The following is an 18,145-nucleotide window of genomic DNA, read 5'->3' on the forward strand; positions in this document are numbered from 1 at the left end:
TATTTTACTGAATTCTCTTGTTCAACTACATAATCTCCATCTAAGATCACTTCAATTATTCGCGGCTTATAAGCAAACAAAAAAGTACCTATACTTATAATAGAACTAATACCAATCCAATTTTTTAGACCAACAGAATATTGATGGGGCTATACAATTAGAAAACCTACAAGCCATAGAAAAATACTAGCTATTAAAATACGATAATTTTCCACTTTGCTTTTAAAAGTTTCTATCTCTCCTCTATTTTTTTCAATATGTACAATAATTACAATTAATAAAACTGATACTATTTCTATACTTATCCCCAAATATTTGAAAAATCTAGGCCAAATTGAGCAACCTATTATATAAAGTAAAAGCGCAACTATACAAACATTTTCTAAATTAATAATGCTATACAAATTATTTTTTCATTATCTCACCATTTTATTTTTATTTATAAACTCAATTACTTATCAGACTTAAAAAAATAATGTATTGTATCATTAGTTCTTAAAAAAATTAAAGTATATTACAATACAGTATTTTAGAAGACGTTTATCTATAATCTTAGCAGATAAATGATTATTTTTATCTTCTAAATTTAATTCTCTGTTAAGATCAATATATTTTCTCTTTTATTTCTTATAATATTAAATCTCATATAATTGAACTAAAAATTCCTTAGAGAAAGAAAATTTAAATTTTTTGCGTTATTATAATCTACTACAAAAATTCTACTCAATACAAATTTTCTATCAGCTATTTTCACATACTTATTAACAAAGTCCAAAGATGAAAATTCATGTTTATATGAATAAACAATTAATTCTGCACCATTTTTTAAGGACTCACAAATTTTCTTCCACCACCAACTATCTGATTCACCAATAGATGATCCATAAATAATATACAGTTCGGTTTCTTTCAAGAGTGTAGAATATTTAACATCATATCGTGCCCAATATTCTTTATTAAATCTATCTAAATCTTTATTATCTTTAAATCTTTCACAATTTGATCCGAACAATAAGCTACGTGGAATACTTTCTTGACCATGTGGATGAATTATATCAGTGTTAATGTAGCAACTCCATTCTGTCTTATTATTCCAATTATTAAGATTATATTTATTCGTAAATTGCAATAATAAATTGAACACTTTTAGTTAAGCTGCTTGATAGATTCGATCTAATTCTCTTTCAAAGATTTCATCTGGTGTGTGATAAGCTAAAATTTTTCTTGGCAATGAGTTGCACCAGGTTTCAATGTCAATGATATTTTGTAAAGAATAGTTAGCTATTGCTTCTCCTTTAGGAATGAATCTGCGAATAAGACCATTGTGTCTTTCAACTGTTCCCTTATCACAAGAAGTGTAAGGATGGGCATAGTAAACCAGTGTATTGGATGCTTCTTCTAGGTTGTACAGATCCGCAAATTCTGAACCATTATCAGTGGTAATAGTTTTAAAAATATCATTCCAGTGTTCACTGTATTGTCTTTGGAGTTCTTTAAAGGCCTGCATGACACTGATAGAAGTCTTGTCGGGAATACGAATAATTAAGAATTCACGACTCATGCGCTCAGATAAGGTTAACAGCACTTCATCATCTTTAGTCTTATGTCCAAGGACCAAATCGCATTCCCAATGACCGAATTCATTACGTTCACTAATTTCTTTTGGACGTTCTTCAATACTTCTGCCAAGCTTTTTCTTGTTTTTGCGAACACGATGAAGCTTGGTATTGCGTTTAAGCTTCTCAGGCAAGTCGTAATTATAAATGCCTAATAAGCCCTTATCAACGTAATTATAAAGAGTTTTGGTGCAGACAACATCGCTGCTAGAGAATTCGCCAGCAACAGTGGCACGATTACTGCAAACATCAAGCGACCAACCGTCTTTAAAGAAATGTTTGTGGACATAGTGAATAAATTGATTTTTTTTGAGAAAGTCTGATTTACGCCCACAATTTTTACGATGAGCTTGATATACATCATGTCCTTGAGTAGCCTTGTATCTTTTGACTTTACCATGATACAGTTTTACAGTGCCACGTTTAACCTCATAACTGATAGTAGAAGGAGAACAGTTGAGTTCACGAGCAATTGCACGCAAAGAGCAGCCATCTTTCAAACGCAATTGAATAATAACTCGCTCTTCAAATGATAAATGCTTTCCTTTAACGTGCCGATTCATGGTAGAATGTAAAGAGTCCATTTTGACCTCCAATAGAAAGTTTTTGTGGTTATTAACATTCTATCAAACAGGTCCGAATGGACTTTTTATTTTTCTAAAGTGTTCAATTTGATTTTACAATCAACGAAATGTATTTAAATAAAAAATAATTCCTGGATTATCAAGTTTTTTATCTTTAAACTTTCGCTTAATACACCAACAAAAATATTGATAAAAGCCATATTTAATACTTTCGCTTGAGTCAAATCGTTTTGCTGCATTCTTATCTCTTCTATATTGTATTGACATTTCCTTCAGCTAATTGCTTCATTAAAATCCAAGAATTTAAACTATCATTTTTAGTGTTCATGACTTACCTAACTTTTAATTTCTATAATTATTATATTTAATTAATCAATTCAGCTTTTATTTTTAATCATAGTATATAATAATTATATACTATGATTAAAATTATTATTGGAGTATAAAGTGTTAAAACAAGATTTATCTTTAAAAAATATAATTTATAAAAGTAAGTATTCATTCAGACTTAAAAATCCCGATGAATTAAAAAAGAAATTAAATCTTTTAAAACTTAATTCAAATCAGATTGATTCTTTGATTAACGAATTACAGTTCAAAATTAATAGTAACAGGAGATTATCACTTATAAATGCAATTCTTACATTTATCCTTTCTATTCTTTCTCTATACATTTCATCATCCGCATTTTTATTTTCCGCCTGCTTTCAAAATATATTTGAGTTATCTTCTTCTAAACAAAAAGGTATCTTTTTTGAAGATATGATGAACACAACCATGTTTAAAGAGATTGAAAACATATTACTTTTCTTTACACAACCAAGTAGACTTTTTTCAATTCTAATTTCTTTTTTCATTTTATGTCTAGGGATTTCCTTTTTTCATACTTACGGTTTAAAAAAAAGACTCTCTATCTTATATGCATATCAAAGAGAACTAGAATCTTATTGATTTTAGTTGATTCTATACTTTTTCCTGTTGATTGATATCTATGATATTCTATCGACAGGATTTTTTTATTGCATAAAGAAAAAGAGGCCATAGCCTCTCTTAACAATTATATTAAATTTTCTCTTGATATTGAAGATCAAAACATTGTTTTTTCTGATTATTTTAAAAAGTTTATTGATGGTAAATTTCATAAGGTCTACTTAGCTGAGATTATTCAGTCTTCTTGTCCTTATTGCCATTCCCATAATCTTAAACATAATGATCACTATACTTCTAATGTACGCTTTATTACTGCCGATGCTAGTCATCCAGTATCTATTAGACTCAAAAAGCAACGTGTTCTCTGCAATAACTGCCTTAAAAGATCTATGGCTCAATCTAACCTTGTTAATAAATAGTGCCACATCTCTAATAGTTCTAAGCGTAAAGTCTTAGCTGTTCTTACTGAAGATCGTTCGATGACAAGTATTGCTCGTGAGCAAAATGTCTCAGTCAATACTGTTCAGAGAGTTTTAGAATCTTGCTCTTCTAAGTTTTACGATGAGTTTGATCGCTTGCCTAAACATTTGGCTTTTGACGAATTTAAGGGCGTTGGCAAGAAGCTGCACTTTATCTGTCTAGACGGCAATTCTCATCAAGTAGTCCAGATCCTTAGAACACGTTTTAAACCTGAAATTCTACACTACTTCTACAAGTTTACTCCGCAGGCTCGTGCTATGGTCAAATAAGAAGCAAAGCCGTGAATAATAAGCTATTAAAATCTACCTGGAAACTTTATCTCATGAAGTATGACAAGCTCAATAAGAAAGCGCTTTATTATGACTAGCATTTCAAAGACTATCTCACTCAAGAGCACGTTGTTTTAGATGGCTTAGACTGCAATGAAAAGCTTGAAAACACATATTGAGTTATGCAGGACTTTATGGCTGCTATTCAAAACAAAGATGAAAAAAAGATTATTCATTTACTTCATTCAAAACAAGCTGTCGGTAAACAAATGCATCAGACAGTATTAACTTTTAAACGTAATTATACTAGCGTACTATACTTATGGCTATAGCAGTTTTAGCCATCTATTAATTAGAATCAGACTAGAAGAAAATATCATAAAAGAAAAGTAAGAGGAGGAACCACGACATCATTATGTTATAATTCATCCCCTACTTAAAATTATATTGGCTCTACCGAATTCTTGATCACAGCATCGATTATATATTAAATATACTAAGCTGTTCTACAATTCTTTCCTCAATTTCTCTAGTATTTTCTTGCAACCAAATTAATTCTGATTCTTCATCTCCGACTACTGACAAGTATTTTACAGATTCAAACTTAATATTTTTTCTATAAACTTCCGATCCTGGTAAGATTATTCCATCAACATTTATACTATTATTTAAATTAATATCATCTCTTTTTAAAAATATGTTTGTTTTCCATATATCATGATCTGTATTTAAATTTTTTTCTACTTCTTTATCGGTATAAGAAGAGTAATTTGATTGATAAATATGAATATATACAGGAATATCAATTTCAGATAAATAATATTCCATAATTTCTTTAACTTCTTCCCATTTTAAACCACCATTTCCTGTACCTAATTGTGGAAAAGAAATCGATTCAATATTTCTATTCTTATATTCCTCAACAAATTTTTTTAACCCCATTTCAATATATTCAATTTTCGATTTATTACGCCAACGCTTTTTAGTAGGAAAATTTAAAACCCATCTTTTTCGAATATTACCGGTATTTTTTTTTCGATATATCTCTGGCTCTTCTTTACTCAACATTAACTGTCCGGGTTGAAATTTTCCTTTATCACATAAATATTTATAACGCTTAAACATTTGTGGATAAAATTTTTTAAAGTCTTTTGCAATTCCTTTTCCCATTACTCCCACTGTATTTACTGTATTTACAAGAGTTTGAGCTGGTGATAAAAACAAATTTTTATTTGTATAAATTATCATTGTTTTTCATCTTCTTTTATTAATTCAATTGTTGCATTTTCTTCTACTTTCTTAAGTATTTCCTTTTCTTCGGGTTTTAAATTCAACGGCATATTATTAGAAGTAAGATACCACTTTTCTTCATTAACATTTCTATATACATCGAAATATTCATGATTATAATACAATTTTGAATAATATTTACTAATCTTCTTATACTTTTTATTAGTCCATTTAGCTGTAGCTAATATCCAATCTGGTTGATGAAAAACTCCTACCGTTTTTTGCTCACCATTTATATCTATTACTTTAAAAATTATCCTTCTTAATTCAGAATTATACACTCGAAAAATTTTATCTTTATATCTTTTTATATACATAAATGGTTTATTAATAACCTTTATATCCTCTTTTAGAATTTCACTTGAAATAGACTTTGGATACATTTCCATTATATTAGGAGTTTTATCTATTGATTCTAATTTTCCAGCATCATTAAAAAAAATAGTTCGTTGATTGTAAAATCAAATTGAACACTTTAGAAAAATAAAAAGTCCATTCGGACCTGTTTGATAGAATGTTAATAACCACAAAAACTTTCTATTGGAGGTCAAAATGGACTCTTTACATTCTACCATGAACCAGCACGTTAAAGGAAAGCATTTATCATTTGAAGAGCGAGTTATTATTCAATTGCGTTTGAAAGATGGCTGCTCTTTGCGTGCAATTGCTCGTGAACTCAACTGTTCTCCTTCTACTATCAGTTATGAGATTAAACGTGGCACTGTAAAACTGTATCATGGTAAAGTCAAAAGATACAAGGCTACTCAAGGACATGATGTATATCAAGCTCATCGTAAAAATTGTGGGCGCAAATCAGACTTTCTCAAAAAAACTCAATTTATTCACTATGTCCACAAACATTTCTTTAAAGACGGTTGGTCGCTTGATGTTTGCAGTAATCGTGCCACTGCTGCTGGCGAATTCTCTAGCAGCGATGTTGTCTGCACCAAAACTCTTTATAATTACGTTGATAAGGGCTTATTAGGCATTTATAATTACGACTTGCCTGAGAAGCTTAAACGCAATACCAAGCTTCATCGTGTTCGCAAAAACAAGAAAAAGCTTGGCAGAAGTATTGAAGAACGTCCAAAAGAAATTAGTGAACGTAATGAATTCGGTCATTGGGAATGCGATTTGGTTCTTGGACATAAGACTAAAGATGATGAAGTGCTGTTAACCTTATCTGAGCGCATGAGTCGTGAATTCTTAATTATTCGTATTCCCGACAAGACTTCTATCAGTGTCATGCAAGCCTTTAAAGAACTCCAAAGACAATACAGTGAACACTGGAATGATATTTTTAAAACTATTACCACTGATAATGGTTCAGAATTTGCGGATCTGTCCAACCTAGAAGAAGCATCCAATACACTGGTTTACTATGCCCATCCTTACACTTCTTGTGATAAGGGAACAGTTGAAAGACACAATGGTCTTATTCGCAGATTCATTCCTAAAGGAGAAGCAATAGCTAACTATTCTTTACAAAATATCATTGATATTGAAACCTGGTGCAACTCATTGCCAAGAAAGATCTTAGCTTATCATACACCAGATGAAATCTTTGAAAGAGAATTAGATCGAATCTATCAAGCAGCTTAACCAAAAGTGTTCAATTTATTATTGCAATTTACGAAATTTAAAATAACCAAAATTTTTTCTTTTTTTTCAATGGTCTCCAATTTAAGTTAACATTATCTGAATTAATAATGTTTCGCGCATTTTGCTTAAAGCTATTAGCAACATCCAATCCTTGCGTCTTTTCTAACTTTTCATAAGCGTCATGCATACGACTTTCTCGTTTTGGCAATGTATGGGCATCTGAAGCAAAAGTTGCTACTTGTCCTGCTTCTACAAATCTATCAGCTAATTTTTCAATCTCCCTACCGAATACTCCCACATACGAACTAGCTGTAATTTGGGTTAAACATCCTTGTTCGATAAATTCCTGTAACTTTTCAGGATGGGCTAAGATCCCAGAATTTCTTTCAGGATGAACAATGATTGGTGTAATACCTCGACCAAGCAGATTGAAGGTCATATCCTTGGCATAAGTTGGTACATCTTCACTTGGAAATTCCAATAACATATATCTGCCATCTTCATCACAAAAGAGAATATCATCATCGTCCAGAGCTTGAGGTAAATTACCATTTAAACGAACTTCTTGACTAGGAAAGACTGTTAAAGGAATATTATTTTCTTCTAGCGCTTTCTGAAAATCAGCAGTTTCTTTTATGATATCTTTTTTATGATTTAGGTACTTTCCGTTTAAAGTATGAGGTGTCATTAATGCATGAGTAATTCCATCCGCTACTGCTGCCTCAGCTAGTCCTAATGATGAATCTAAATCAGGAGATCCATCATCAATACCTGGCAATATATGTGAGTGAATATCAACTAAAACCATTTTTTCTACTTCGATTCTCCATCTTTTTGTTGACCATAGCCATATCCATAGCCGTAACCATATCCATAACCATCTGGACCAGTTCTTACGTCATTCATTACATATCCTAAAACATGGGTTTTAGTTAACTTAAGCATTTCTAAGGCACGTTCAATACCGGCCTTTTGGGTAACGCCTTGACGAACAACAAGTACTACCCCATCCATTTCACCAGCAAGAATTTGGGTATCAGAAACTTCAAGAACAGGAGCAAGGTCTAAAACAACTAAATCATAGTGCTCTTTAACCATATTCAAAAATGCACGCATTCTATTAGAACCTAATAATTGTGCAGGGTTAGGTGGAATCGGACCAGCTGGCATAACTGAAAGATTTGGAATAATATCTTCTTTTACAATATCTGCCATGTCAACTTCATTAGAATGTGAAGTTAAAATTGTCGTCAATCCTACTCGATTAGGAATATCAAATGTTTGATGTAGTGTAGGTCTATGTAAGTCAGCATCAATTAACAAAACCTTTTTTCCTGCTTGAGCCATAGTTACAGCTGTATTAACTGTAACCGTTGATTTACCTTCACTAATATTAGCAGAAGTAAAGGCTAAAGCCTTGATCTGATGATCGACGCTTGTAAAGTCAATATTAGTCTTAACAGTTCTAAATTGTTCACTAACTGGATTTTGTGGCTTTGCTACAGTGATTAACTTAGCTCCATATTGCATAGTTTCATCAGTACCACGTTTTTTACGTCTATTAAACAATCCCATTTATACGCTCCTATACTCGTTTCTTTTTACCAGAATTATTATTGTTATTAATACTAAACTTATTAGATAAGTGGAAGTGTGATACATGACCCAAATTAGTTAATCCTAATTCCTTAGTCAAGTAATCATCGTCTCTAACAGTAGTATTAAATGAATCACGTAAAACAATCAACGCAACACTAATAATTAAGCCAAGTACGATTCCGGCTAAAGTAAAGAGTGTAGTCTTAGGGAAGGTCTTAGTACCACGTGCAGCTGGTGAAACAATAGTTACATTGTTAACATTCATAATGCTCTTAATCTTGCTCTTAAACGTTTGAGCTACTGCATTTGCAATAGCTTGAGCCTTTTCAGGATCATTACTCTTAGCACTAATAGTAAACACTTGAGACTGTTGTTGAGTAGTAACAGAAACAGCTTTTTGCATTTCTTTAGCACTGACATTATATCCACGACCAGCTCTTCTAACTACTGCCGGCTCAGCTGGACTAACTAACTTCTTAGTACCATCTGCTAGTGTACGATACTTAGCCTTCTTAGCAGGTTTCACTACTTCAGTAGGATTTTTGATCCACTTAGAAGCATCTTTTAGGATAACTGGACTTGTTACAATGTCTTTGTAAGTGTTAATTACTTGTACATCAGCCTGTTGCGCAGTCAATGCTTGGCCAGCATCATTTGCATTACGCTTCTGGTTAACTAAGATTTGAGTAGTTGAAGTATATTTAGGTTCAACCACAAAAGCAGCTAAGATAAAACCAACTGCTCCTAAACCAACTGTCCATAAAATAATAGACCAGATATGTGCTCGAAGGAGCATCCATAATCTACGTAAATCGATTGTATTTTCAGTTTTTGTACTGTTTTCCACTTTTTCCTATTCTCCTGTCTTTAAGGTTTCCGGCTTAAGCCCTAAGGCAGCACGTAACTTATTACTAATTCTTTGACACTCTGCTTGACTAACTGATTCATAGGCAACGCCGCCTTCCCAGTCTCCTTGTCCATGAGCGTAGTCAGTAGTTACATTATCAGTTGCATGACGATAATTCTGAGCTAAAGCAACCATATTGTCAAAAGTTAAATTCGTCATGGTTTGCTTAGAAACTGAGTTCAAGAATGGTTGATTCACGACTGTCTTGTAAGAAATGGAACTCTTTAATAATGCCATAATTACGAGTCTTTGTCTCTCTTGACGCCCATAATCTCCTCGAGGATCATCATACCGCATTCTACTAAATGCCAAAGCTTTCTTCCCATTCATATGATAAGTTGCGCCCTTAGTAAAATGATAACCTTCATAATCAAAGGTTAATGGTGACTTAACTGTCACTCCTCCAACTTGATCAATTGCCTTCTCTAATCCTCCCATGTTTACCATTACGTAAGCATCAGTTGGAATATTAAAGTACTTTTTGATCGTTTTGACAGTTTCGTCTACACCACCATAAGTATAAGCTGAATTAATCTTGGCCGGTGAATAATCTGGATAACTCGGTAAGTTAACTTTCATGTCTCGAGGTAAGCTAACAACTGTAGTCTTATTAGTCTTAGGATTAATCACCATCATCATGATGGTATCAGTTCTACCCTTGTAAGAACGGCCAAATTCACCTGTATCTGTTCCTAATAAAAGCAAGCTCATTGGCTTTTTGTCTTTAAGAGTGTCGCTAACCTTTCGATCACTAATTTCGTTACTCATCGGATTATACATATTGTTAGTGGCAACATGGATATTGTGCCAAGCGATAATAACCGCAATGATATCTACCACAAGGAAAACACCTAATACAATCCAAAAGATACGCCAAAACTTTTTACGTCGATGATGACGGTGATGATGTGAGCGATGTCTTAATTCATTATCACTATTATTATGATCCATTTTATTCCTCTTTTATTTTTCGTTTTTTAGTAACACTAAAAATCATTATACAAAAAATATTTGAAAATTCATAGAAAATTCACAATTAGCATAAAAAAACACTTTTATTAAATTCAAAACATGATCTAAATAGCGATCTAACCACCTTCACGGATATAAGTATACTTTCACCCCCCCATAAAATCAATATGACTTCGTTTAAAAACTCATTATGTTATTTATTTAAGAGAGGATCTTACTTATTTTTACAGTGATTTTCGTAATTTTAAAAGCAGATCTTTTTTCACTCTCTGCAAGGTTCTTCTGGAGCATCCCGCCCGCTCAACCAATCCAGAAATCTCTTTCTGCGCCAGCAAATGCTCAAAGAACAAAAGTCGCTCAATCTTGTTTAACTTCTTAACTTCATCCTTCAAAACAACTAAGCTATCCCAATCAACCTCAAGCCTTGAAAAATCTTTTGCGTTATCTATTTCTTGATTTTTTTCTCTACGCTGAATCTTTCTTAATTCATCTAGCGTATGCCAAAGAATCTTTTTAAAAGCTAGCTTATCCATATTTTGACCTGGACTTTCTTCAATCATCCCCGCATAAATCAAAACACCATCTTGAAACAAATCAGCATAGTCTTGATAATCTCGCCTTACGCCGGCTGCCTTAATTGCTCCACCAACTAAACGACGATTTTCCCATGCTTTAATAAAACTTTCTTCTCTAATCATGTGACCATTCCTTTTAAGTAATGTCACAAGCGCTTGTGCATTGAGCATCATATCAAGAAGAAAATCTTATTAAAATCCAAGATCTGCCAGTTGCAAAGCCTTGCCAGGACTAACTTTCTATTATTTTTGCTCTAACTACTTTCCTGCATTCACTATGAACAGCAACTCAATTTCTGGTAACGAAAAAACACGCTCAAAAAAGCGTGTTACAAGATTGATTTAATTCTTCTAGACAATCGGTAAATCAGATTATGGTCCTGCACTTGCCAGTCTTTGATATCAAAAAAGTCAGCACAATGGCGACCATAATTTTTATGAAATTCTTCAATTGCTTCTTCAGCAAGCTCAGTTAAGTTCATGGCATTCTGGATTTTAGTTAAGTAAAAGTATTCTTGATTAGCAACCAAGTTATTCTTTCGACACTTGCAGAGATTCAAATGAAAGCCATGCGAATTAGCATACTTCACTAGCATCTGTCCTAAAACATGATTATGAGTAATTCCCTCAGCTAACCGCTTATACAAGTGCGGCGCACAATCTTCAAACTCAAAGTTATAACTACAGCCATTCTCTTGATAAGAAAAAGTCACTTTTCCATCTTCTTGTTGTACTGTCTGCATATGATGCAGACCAATCCAGAAAGTATGCTTTTCAGAATGAGCTCTCATTGAAAAATAAGCGATCTCTCCTAAAGAAATTGTATGACGATAATAAAAGCCAAGTTCTTTTTGCAGCTTCTTTTGTAAAACCGCTCCTAAAATCATTTGATCTTTTAACAAATGATTAATCAACTGACGGCTGTTTTTCTGGCATAAAATAATACCATCTTTTTTATCAAAAATTACTGTCTGATATTTTCCTCTAATTGGTCTTTGATGGAAATCATATAGAGCTACCATATTCTCATTTAATTCATAGTTTGAATTTTCAGATACAAATGGTACAAGGTCCGACGTGATTGCCATGGTTTCTAATCTCTGCCTAATTAGATCTTTGGACCAGTTATTTAAGTCTTCATTATCTGGTAGTCCAACGTTAAAAAGATTTAGTTTGTTTTTCATTTTCATCTCCTTTTCAAAATTATATAACAGATATTATTCAGAACTATAATAATACCAGAAAATCACCATATAAAAAAGATCCTACGCTTATAAAAACGTAGGATCTTAAAATAACTTCTAAAAGTTCAAAAACTCTGCTGGCTTCATCCCTAAGGCTGCTCCAATCGCTGTCTTAAAGGTTGAAACATCTTGAACACCATCAAATTGCTGACCATTAATGATAAAGTAAGGTACTGATTCAACGCCACGGCTTTCTAAATTAGCTTCTTCCTGCATAACTACTTCTTGATAGTCATTTGAAGCAAGAACTTTTTTAACTGCAGAAACATCTAACTTATTCTTCTTAGCAATTTCTAATAAGACATCATGATCGGCTAATTCCTTATTTTCAGTAAAGTATGCATAGAACAAATCATCAGCTAAATTTGCAGTTAATTTAGAATCATGGTAAGTGTCCTTAGCCCATTGAACCATTCGGTGAGCATCCATCGTGTTAGTGTTATAAGCAGTTGCCTCATTAATTGTTAGACCTGCTGCTTTGCCTAATGTTTTAACGTGATCATAAGCTGCGTTTGCTTTACTTAACGGCATTGCCTTTTCATAGGCTAAAAGAGCAGCATTCGTATTCTTAGTTGATTTTGGTGCATCTAAGTCGATCTGGAAAGCATTAAGGTCATATTCAATCTTGTCTTCAACACCTAATTCTTTAATTGCTCTTTGTAAGTAAGTTTCACCAATGTAGCAGTATGGACATGCGTAATCGCCCCAAATTGAAATTCTCATTTTCAACTCTTCTTTCTCTTAATTACACTCTCACTTCTACAATAGAAACTTTGAGCAAAGAAAGCAACTATTTCCGCTTGCGTTTTAATTCTTCTTTAGTCGCAACTAAGTCAATAATCTTCTTTGGTGCTAGATTTGGATACATATGAGTCAAATATGCTAATAATTCAACGAAGTTCAATAAATAACTAGTTAAGTTATTCTCTTTCATCATCCCGCCAGTAAAATTATTTTCTTTAACATTTGCAAATAAATAAAAATCATGGACAGTGCCTAGCTTTTGATAAGTCAACAAATCACTAAAAACATCATTAATTTGCTTACGAATTTCTTGACCATCATTTATTTCACGTTTTACCGGCAAATCAATGGCATATGCGACATCCCCGCCGTGGACTAAGCCTAAGTAGGACTTCTCTTCAAGCATCATATCGCTGATCTCTTTAAATTTTTCATCAGTAAAATCCATGTTAACTTCTAGCGTAGTCAAATATCCTGCTAAAGCCTCTACCAAGTCATCCTCAGTCTTAAAAGCCGGCGTGATTAGATAAACATATCGGTCGGTTCTAACAAATAAGAGAAAATAAGTTAAATCTAAACGCTGTAAATTCTTGCTATACTTAATTAACGCTTTTTCAAAGCGCAGACCTTCTGGAATTTCTAAATCAAACTGACCGCCTTGATAAGGAACACGGTAAATTTGCCAAAAATCTTCTATCTTAAAGCCATTAATTTCTCGATCTTCAAAAGCAGACTTATTAAGTAATTTAGCTGGAGCTGGGCGCTTTCTCTCTAAGTCTTTTATGACCGCAACTGGATTAAGAAGCTGGCGGTTGGCATATTCCATTAACATGACTTGAATATCATGATAAGTCGACATATTTTGATCGCTAGTATCATGGAAAAAAACATCCCCCAGCTGGTCAGTATAGTTAACTACTAGTACGTAATCGCCAATTGCTCCTTCACTGACTAATTCTTCTGCAAAATCAACTACATCTTCAACGCGGTTTTCTGCTTCCTTAAATTTATCCTCAGAAAGCTTCTGACTAGGACGTTTTAACTTTCTCATAGCGTCTACGTTAAAGAGGTCATCTTCTAAGTCGCCTTTTAAGACATCAATAAATTCATGATAATCTAAGTCAAGTTTTTGGACAAAAGTGCCAATCAACCTAAAAATTAACCCTTCAGCTCTTGATGGCTGATAAGAACGCCTCAAATTATCGCTAATGAAGGTTTCTTCAAAATTAGGCGTCTGTACAACTATTGCTAGATCAATTGTATTCGGTGTTTCATACACCATATCGAGCAATTCTTTCATTCTATTACTTAACATTTTTATTCCCTACCTATTCCGATCATCTCACTTGTCATCTATTATACGGATATTTATTTTTAGAAACAAAAAGGTCTGCCAGACGCAGACTTTTCGGCTAGATATTTTCACCATTCATAATATTTGAAAAACTACCATTTAATGACTTATCTTGGCTGACATGTAAGTTAACAACATTGCCTTTACTTGATTCATCTACCAGGACAATCGGCTTTTGCTTGTGCCAGCAGAAAAGAAAAGTCCTATGTTGACCATCTTTAGTCAAGTCATGATTATAAATAGCCATTACATCATAGTCATAATGATGCTCGCCTTGAGGACTCCAGCCAATACTAATCTTTTTACCGTTTAGCTTAAAAGTATCTTTTTTAAAGGCATCCGGATAAATGCGGCTTGCAGTAGTCAGCTTATTCTTACCATCATACTTAGTGTAAGTTTGCTTCTTGTTCTTACCATATTTATCCATTTCTTTAGCAAGTTTTTGATCCTTCTTTTTGTCCCAGTGCTTCTTTTGGACAGTTTTTGAACTCTTTGTGCTACTATTACTAGTCGAATTTGAATTATTTGAACAAGCACTAGCCCCGATTAAACTGAGGGCTACTGCACTCATTAGTAATATTTTTTTCATAGGCGTTTCTCCTTTTCTTTCATTATTATCCTACCATTTAATTTTGATCTTTGGAGCTTTTTAAGCTTATAGAAAAAGTGTAATTTCACTTTTAAGAAATTACATTTTAAATAGAAGAAACTTAGTAGTAAAAGACTAATTACCCTTCTGATATATTAAGCTGTTAATTGCTGCAATTAAATTTTCTTTTACAGGCACACCTTTCATGATAACAGTTAAATTTTCATCTATAAGACTATCTTTTACAAATCATGTTGATATTTTTTCAAAAGCACAACCGAAATCCAAATTGAAATAAATGATGGTAAGACAATCACTACTAAAAGATCTGGATTTAAAATACGGACAGTTTTGATCATCTTAGTAATGGTATGAATTTTAGCAATATTATTGAAAATTGATTGGTACACTGTAACATAAATTAGCGACCACTGAATACAATATTCAATTAAGGTTAATGTGATCTCTGAAATCTGATGAAACTTATTGAATTTTTTCAATCCTTCATAGAGAAAAAGACCTGAAAGAATGACCAGGGCTCCCAAAAGCAGGAACAGATTTCCCAGCTTCATATCGTGGATTCGATTAATAAATAAAGCAGCAATACCGAAAAAGATTAAAAAGTTAATGGTACTAAAAATTAGTAACACCAAAAATAAAATAATTGCCTTCAAGAAGTAAAAGCGATTTTTAGAAGTAAAAATATACCCCATAATTACTATCGCTAAAATAATTAAAAAAATTGGTAAAACTTGCATTATTTGCCTGACTTTTCGATCTTATTAATCAAAGCTTCACAGCCGCGATAAATATCTTGATATGCAGCCTCAAAATCACCCGTATACCATGGATCATCTACGTCCATCATTGAACCAGTAAAAGATAAGAGTTTATATTCTTTTCTTTCTGGATCTCCTGCCGAAATGTGATTCATATCAAAAAAGTTTTCTTCATCCATACCAACAATATAATCATACTTAGCGTAGTCGCTTTTAACCATTTTTCTAGCTTGACGATGATTAAAAGGAATACCATGTTCATTCATCACTCTTTGTGAACGTACATCAATATCGTGTCCAACGCCGCCAATAATTGCATCTTCAGTTGTAGCAGCAGATGCAATTTCATATTCATCTTCCTTACCCAGATCCTTGACAATTTTCTTAGTAATATATTCAGCCATTGGTGAACGGCAAATATTACCATGACAAACAAACAAGATTTTCTTAGTCATTTTTCTCCCTTATTTCTTTAAAGTATATATTTCAATTCTAAAGCTAATTCATTTATTTAAGCAAGAAAAAATACCGATTAGAGTCTATCAGCTCCAACCGGTATTTTTCTTTTTTCAAAGGTTGTTGAAATATTATTAGTTCAATATTTTCAACGTCTTTTATTATAACAAAGTTAGACGGATTTAATCATTAAATTATGCAATTTTTTAAATTACATTTTATCCTCGATCCAGTCCCAGAATTTATCCACGTTTAGTTTAGAAACACTAGAAAATGGTAAAAAAGATACATTCTCTTGTTTTAAGTCTAGGCTCTTACCAATCTTCTGCTTAATTTGGCTTGCTTCCATCTTCTTAAGTTTATCCATCTTAGTTGCTACAACTAAAATTGGAATATCTAGATAGAGTGCATAATTAAACATATTAATATCATCAGCAGTTGGATCATGACGCGCATCAACTAAAAGGACAAGCCCTTTCAAGTCAGCGCGAGTTTCAAGATAATCCTGAATCATTTCACCAAAAGCAGCTCTTTGCTTTTTGGAAACTTTCGCATAGCCATAACCTGGTACGTCAACCAAATATAGCTCATTATTTACTTTATAAAAATTAAGCGTTTGAGTTTTACCTGGTTGTTGAGAAGTACGAGCTAATTTACGACGATTAACAATAGTATTGATTAAGCTTGATTTACCAACATTTGAACGTCCAGCTAAAGCAAACTCTGGCAGATCATCCTTAGGATATTGCTTTTCGGAAACGGCACTAATTACAAATTCTGTATCTACGACTTTCATTATTTAGCCGCCTTACTTGTTTCTTGAGACTCATTCTCTTTATAAGTAATCTTAGGCTGCGCATGCTTAGTAATAACATCCTTGGTAACTTCTACCTTCTCAATATTATCTTCGCTTGGCGTGCGATACATTACGTCCATCAATGAATTTTCAACGATTGAACGTAATCCACGTGCACCCATATGACGACTAATTGCCATATCAGCAATCGCCTTAAGAGCACCATCAGTAAATTCAAGATCAACATTGTCAAGAGACAGCAATTTCTTATATTGCTTTACTAAAGCATTCTTTGGCTCAGTCAAAATTCTAATTAAGTCTTCAGTACTCAATTTATCAAGTGTAGTGATAATCGGAATACGACCAATAAATTCAGGAATCAAGCCAAATTTAACTAAGTCCCCAGTTGTAAGATTCTTTTGCCAGTCGTCTGCATCTACTTGGTTAAGACCATTTTCAGCACCAAAACCGATCGTCTTCTTGCCAAGACGATTCTTAACGATATTTTCAATGCCATCAAATGCACCACCAACAATGAATAAGATATTAGTAGTATCAATCTTAATCATCTGTTGTTGTGGATGCTTACGTCCACCTTGTGGTGGAACAGAAGCAATAGTTCCTTCTAAGATCTTAAGAAGAGATTGCTGTACACCTTCACCAGAAACATCACGCGTAATTGAAACATTCTCTGCTTTTTTAGAAATCTTATCAATTTCATCGATGTAAATAATTCCGCGCTGTGCACGTTCTAGATCATAGTCAGCATTTTGCAATAATTTAAGTAAGATGTTTTCTACATCTTCACCAACATAACCAGCTTCAGTTAAAGTTGTTGCATCTGCAATAGCAAATGGGACATTCAAGATTTTAGCCAAGGTTTGAGCTAGATAGGTCTTACCGGAACCAGTTGGCCCAATCAAAGCAATATTTGACTTTTGCAATTCAGTTCCAGAACTATCAATATCCATTTGACTAATACGTTTATAGTGATTATAAACAGCAACTGAAAGGACCTTCTTGGCACGATCTTGGCCAATTACGTATTCATCTAGTTGCTTTTTTATTTCCATTGGCTTAGGCAGATCTTTGGTTTCTTTGATAGAATCTGCTTTTAATTCATCATCAATAATTTTTTTGGAAAGATCAATACATTCGTTACAAATGTAGACTCCATTTCCAGCCACAATTTTTTTAACTTGTGACTGTGGTTTACCGCAAAAAGAACATTTTACTTCTTCTTGTTCAGTAATTTCGTTAGCCATGAGCCTTCCTCCTTTTCACTTACTTTATGTCAAAATAAGCTTAGCAGTTCACTTTGGCAGAGTAAAGAAAATTGTCTTATTAATTGATAGTAAA

General features: G+C 33.0%; 19 protein-coding genes and 1 pseudogene. 3 read left to right on the forward strand and 17 right to left on the reverse strand.

All coding sequences use genetic code 11. The features are described from left to right. Window positions 1–655 precede the first annotated feature (655 nt). Both F3I00_RS06065 and F3I00_RS06070 read right to left on the reverse strand, forming a co-directional pair. Window positions 656–1,144 carry an AbiH family protein gene (locus tag F3I00_RS06065; protein ID WP_113532417.1) on the reverse strand — a complete coding sequence of 163 codons (489 nt, stop codon included), beginning with the start codon at window positions 1,142–1,144 and terminating at the stop codon, window positions 656–658. A 6-nt stretch (window positions 1,145–1,150) separates the two neighbouring features. Then, window positions 1,151–2,200, reverse strand: a complete 1,050-nt coding sequence (locus F3I00_RS06070) for an IS30-like element ISLga1 family transposase (RefSeq protein ID WP_024273014.1) — start codon at window positions 2,198–2,200, stop codon at window positions 1,151–1,153. 447 nt (window positions 2,201–2,647) lie between these two features. Between F3I00_RS06070 and F3I00_RS06075 the strand changes: the two genes are divergently transcribed. Continuing rightward, window positions 2,648–3,151, forward strand: a complete 504-nt coding sequence (locus F3I00_RS06075) for a hypothetical protein (RefSeq protein ID WP_020807953.1) — start codon at window positions 2,648–2,650, stop codon at window positions 3,149–3,151. An 89-nt stretch (window positions 3,152–3,240) separates the two neighbouring features. Then, window positions 3,241–4,272: pseudogene (locus F3I00_RS06080) on the forward strand (transposase family protein). A gap of 87 nt (window positions 4,273–4,359) precedes the next feature. On the opposite strand, the gene F3I00_RS06085 reads toward F3I00_RS06080, so the two are convergent. Then, the gene (locus F3I00_RS06085) at window positions 4,360–5,127 is read right to left on the reverse strand and encodes a macro domain-containing protein (protein ID WP_113533225.1); all 768 of its coding nucleotides are present in this window, start codon (window positions 5,125–5,127) and stop codon (window positions 4,360–4,362) included. Further along, a complete protein-coding gene (locus tag F3I00_RS06090) occupies window positions 5,124–5,558 on the reverse strand; it encodes a hypothetical protein (RefSeq protein ID WP_159311032.1) in 435 nt (144 codons plus the stop codon). Before F3I00_RS06090 ends, F3I00_RS06085 begins: the two co-directional genes overlap by 4 nt. A gap of 163 nt (window positions 5,559–5,721) precedes the next feature. Here F3I00_RS06090 and F3I00_RS06095 point away from each other — a divergent pair, with 163 nt between their 5' ends. Beyond that, window positions 5,722–6,771, forward strand: a complete 1,050-nt coding sequence (locus tag F3I00_RS06095) for an IS30-like element ISLga1 family transposase (RefSeq protein WP_024273054.1) — start codon at window positions 5,722–5,724, stop codon at window positions 6,769–6,771. Between the two features lie 37 nt (window positions 6,772–6,808). On the opposite strand, the gene F3I00_RS06100 is transcribed toward F3I00_RS06095, so the two are convergent. From F3I00_RS06100 to clpX, 13 genes are all read right to left on the reverse strand, one after another. Then, complete coding sequence (locus tag F3I00_RS06100) at window positions 6,809–7,579, reverse strand: tyrosine-protein phosphatase (RefSeq protein ID WP_020807128.1); 771 nt, start codon at window positions 7,577–7,579, stop codon at window positions 6,809–6,811. Between the two features lie 5 nt (window positions 7,580–7,584). Beyond that, window positions 7,585–8,346, reverse strand: a complete 762-nt coding sequence (locus tag F3I00_RS06105) for a CpsD/CapB family tyrosine-protein kinase (RefSeq protein WP_065169544.1) — start codon at window positions 8,344–8,346, stop codon at window positions 7,585–7,587. A 10-nt stretch (window positions 8,347–8,356) separates the two neighbouring features. Next, entirely contained in the window at window positions 8,357–9,217 is an 861-nt protein-coding gene (locus F3I00_RS06110) for a YveK family protein (protein ID WP_020807130.1), read from the reverse strand. A 6-nt stretch (window positions 9,218–9,223) separates the two neighbouring features. Next, window positions 9,224–10,228: an LCP family protein gene (locus F3I00_RS06115; RefSeq protein WP_020807131.1), complete on the reverse strand. Its 1,005-nt coding sequence runs from the start codon at window positions 10,226–10,228 to the stop codon at window positions 9,224–9,226. A 245-nt stretch (window positions 10,229–10,473) separates the two neighbouring features. Next, window positions 10,474–10,947, reverse strand: a complete 474-nt coding sequence (locus F3I00_RS06120; protein ID WP_020807132.1) for a hypothetical protein — start codon at window positions 10,945–10,947, stop codon at window positions 10,474–10,476. Window positions 10,948–11,153: 206 nt separating this feature from the next. Next, window positions 11,154–12,008 (reverse strand): hypothetical protein, encoded by an 855-nt coding sequence (locus tag F3I00_RS06125; protein ID WP_020807133.1) that lies wholly within the window; start codon window positions 12,006–12,008, stop codon window positions 11,154–11,156. A gap of 117 nt (window positions 12,009–12,125) precedes the next feature. Next, complete coding sequence (locus F3I00_RS06130) at window positions 12,126–12,791, reverse strand: DsbA family oxidoreductase (RefSeq protein ID WP_020807134.1); 666 nt, start codon at window positions 12,789–12,791, stop codon at window positions 12,126–12,128. A 67-nt stretch (window positions 12,792–12,858) separates the two neighbouring features. Next, window positions 12,859–14,127 carry a hypothetical protein gene (locus tag F3I00_RS06135; RefSeq protein ID WP_020807135.1) on the reverse strand — a complete coding sequence of 423 codons (1,269 nt, stop codon included), beginning with the start codon at window positions 14,125–14,127 and terminating at the stop codon, window positions 12,859–12,861. A 97-nt stretch (window positions 14,128–14,224) separates the two neighbouring features. Then, a complete protein-coding gene (locus F3I00_RS06140) occupies window positions 14,225–14,755 on the reverse strand; it encodes a DUF4767 domain-containing protein (protein ID WP_020807136.1) in 531 nt (176 codons plus the stop codon). 242 nt (window positions 14,756–14,997) lie between these two features. Then, entirely contained in the window at window positions 14,998–15,513 is a 516-nt protein-coding gene (locus F3I00_RS06145) for a hypothetical protein (RefSeq protein WP_020807137.1), read from the reverse strand. Then, complete coding sequence (locus tag F3I00_RS06150) at window positions 15,513–15,989, reverse strand: low molecular weight protein-tyrosine-phosphatase (protein WP_020807138.1); 477 nt, start codon at window positions 15,987–15,989, stop codon at window positions 15,513–15,515. The genes F3I00_RS06145 and F3I00_RS06150 overlap by 1 nt, the downstream gene beginning before the upstream one ends. A gap of 212 nt (window positions 15,990–16,201) precedes the next feature. Next, window positions 16,202–16,786, reverse strand: coding sequence for a ribosome biogenesis GTP-binding protein YihA/YsxC (gene yihA / locus F3I00_RS06155; RefSeq protein WP_003648639.1), 585 nt, complete (start codon window positions 16,784–16,786; stop codon window positions 16,202–16,204). Beyond that, entirely contained in the window at window positions 16,786–18,051 is a 1,266-nt protein-coding gene (gene clpX, locus F3I00_RS06160; protein ID WP_003648638.1) for an ATP-dependent Clp protease ATP-binding subunit ClpX, read from the reverse strand. Before clpX ends, yihA begins: the two co-directional genes overlap by 1 nt. Between the last annotated feature and the right edge of the window lie 94 nt (window positions 18,052–18,145).

It is taken from the genome of Lactobacillus sp. JM1, from assembly GCF_009834385.1.
In the GTDB taxonomy this organism is placed as follows: domain Bacteria; phylum Bacillota; class Bacilli; order Lactobacillales; family Lactobacillaceae; genus Lactobacillus; species Lactobacillus paragasseri.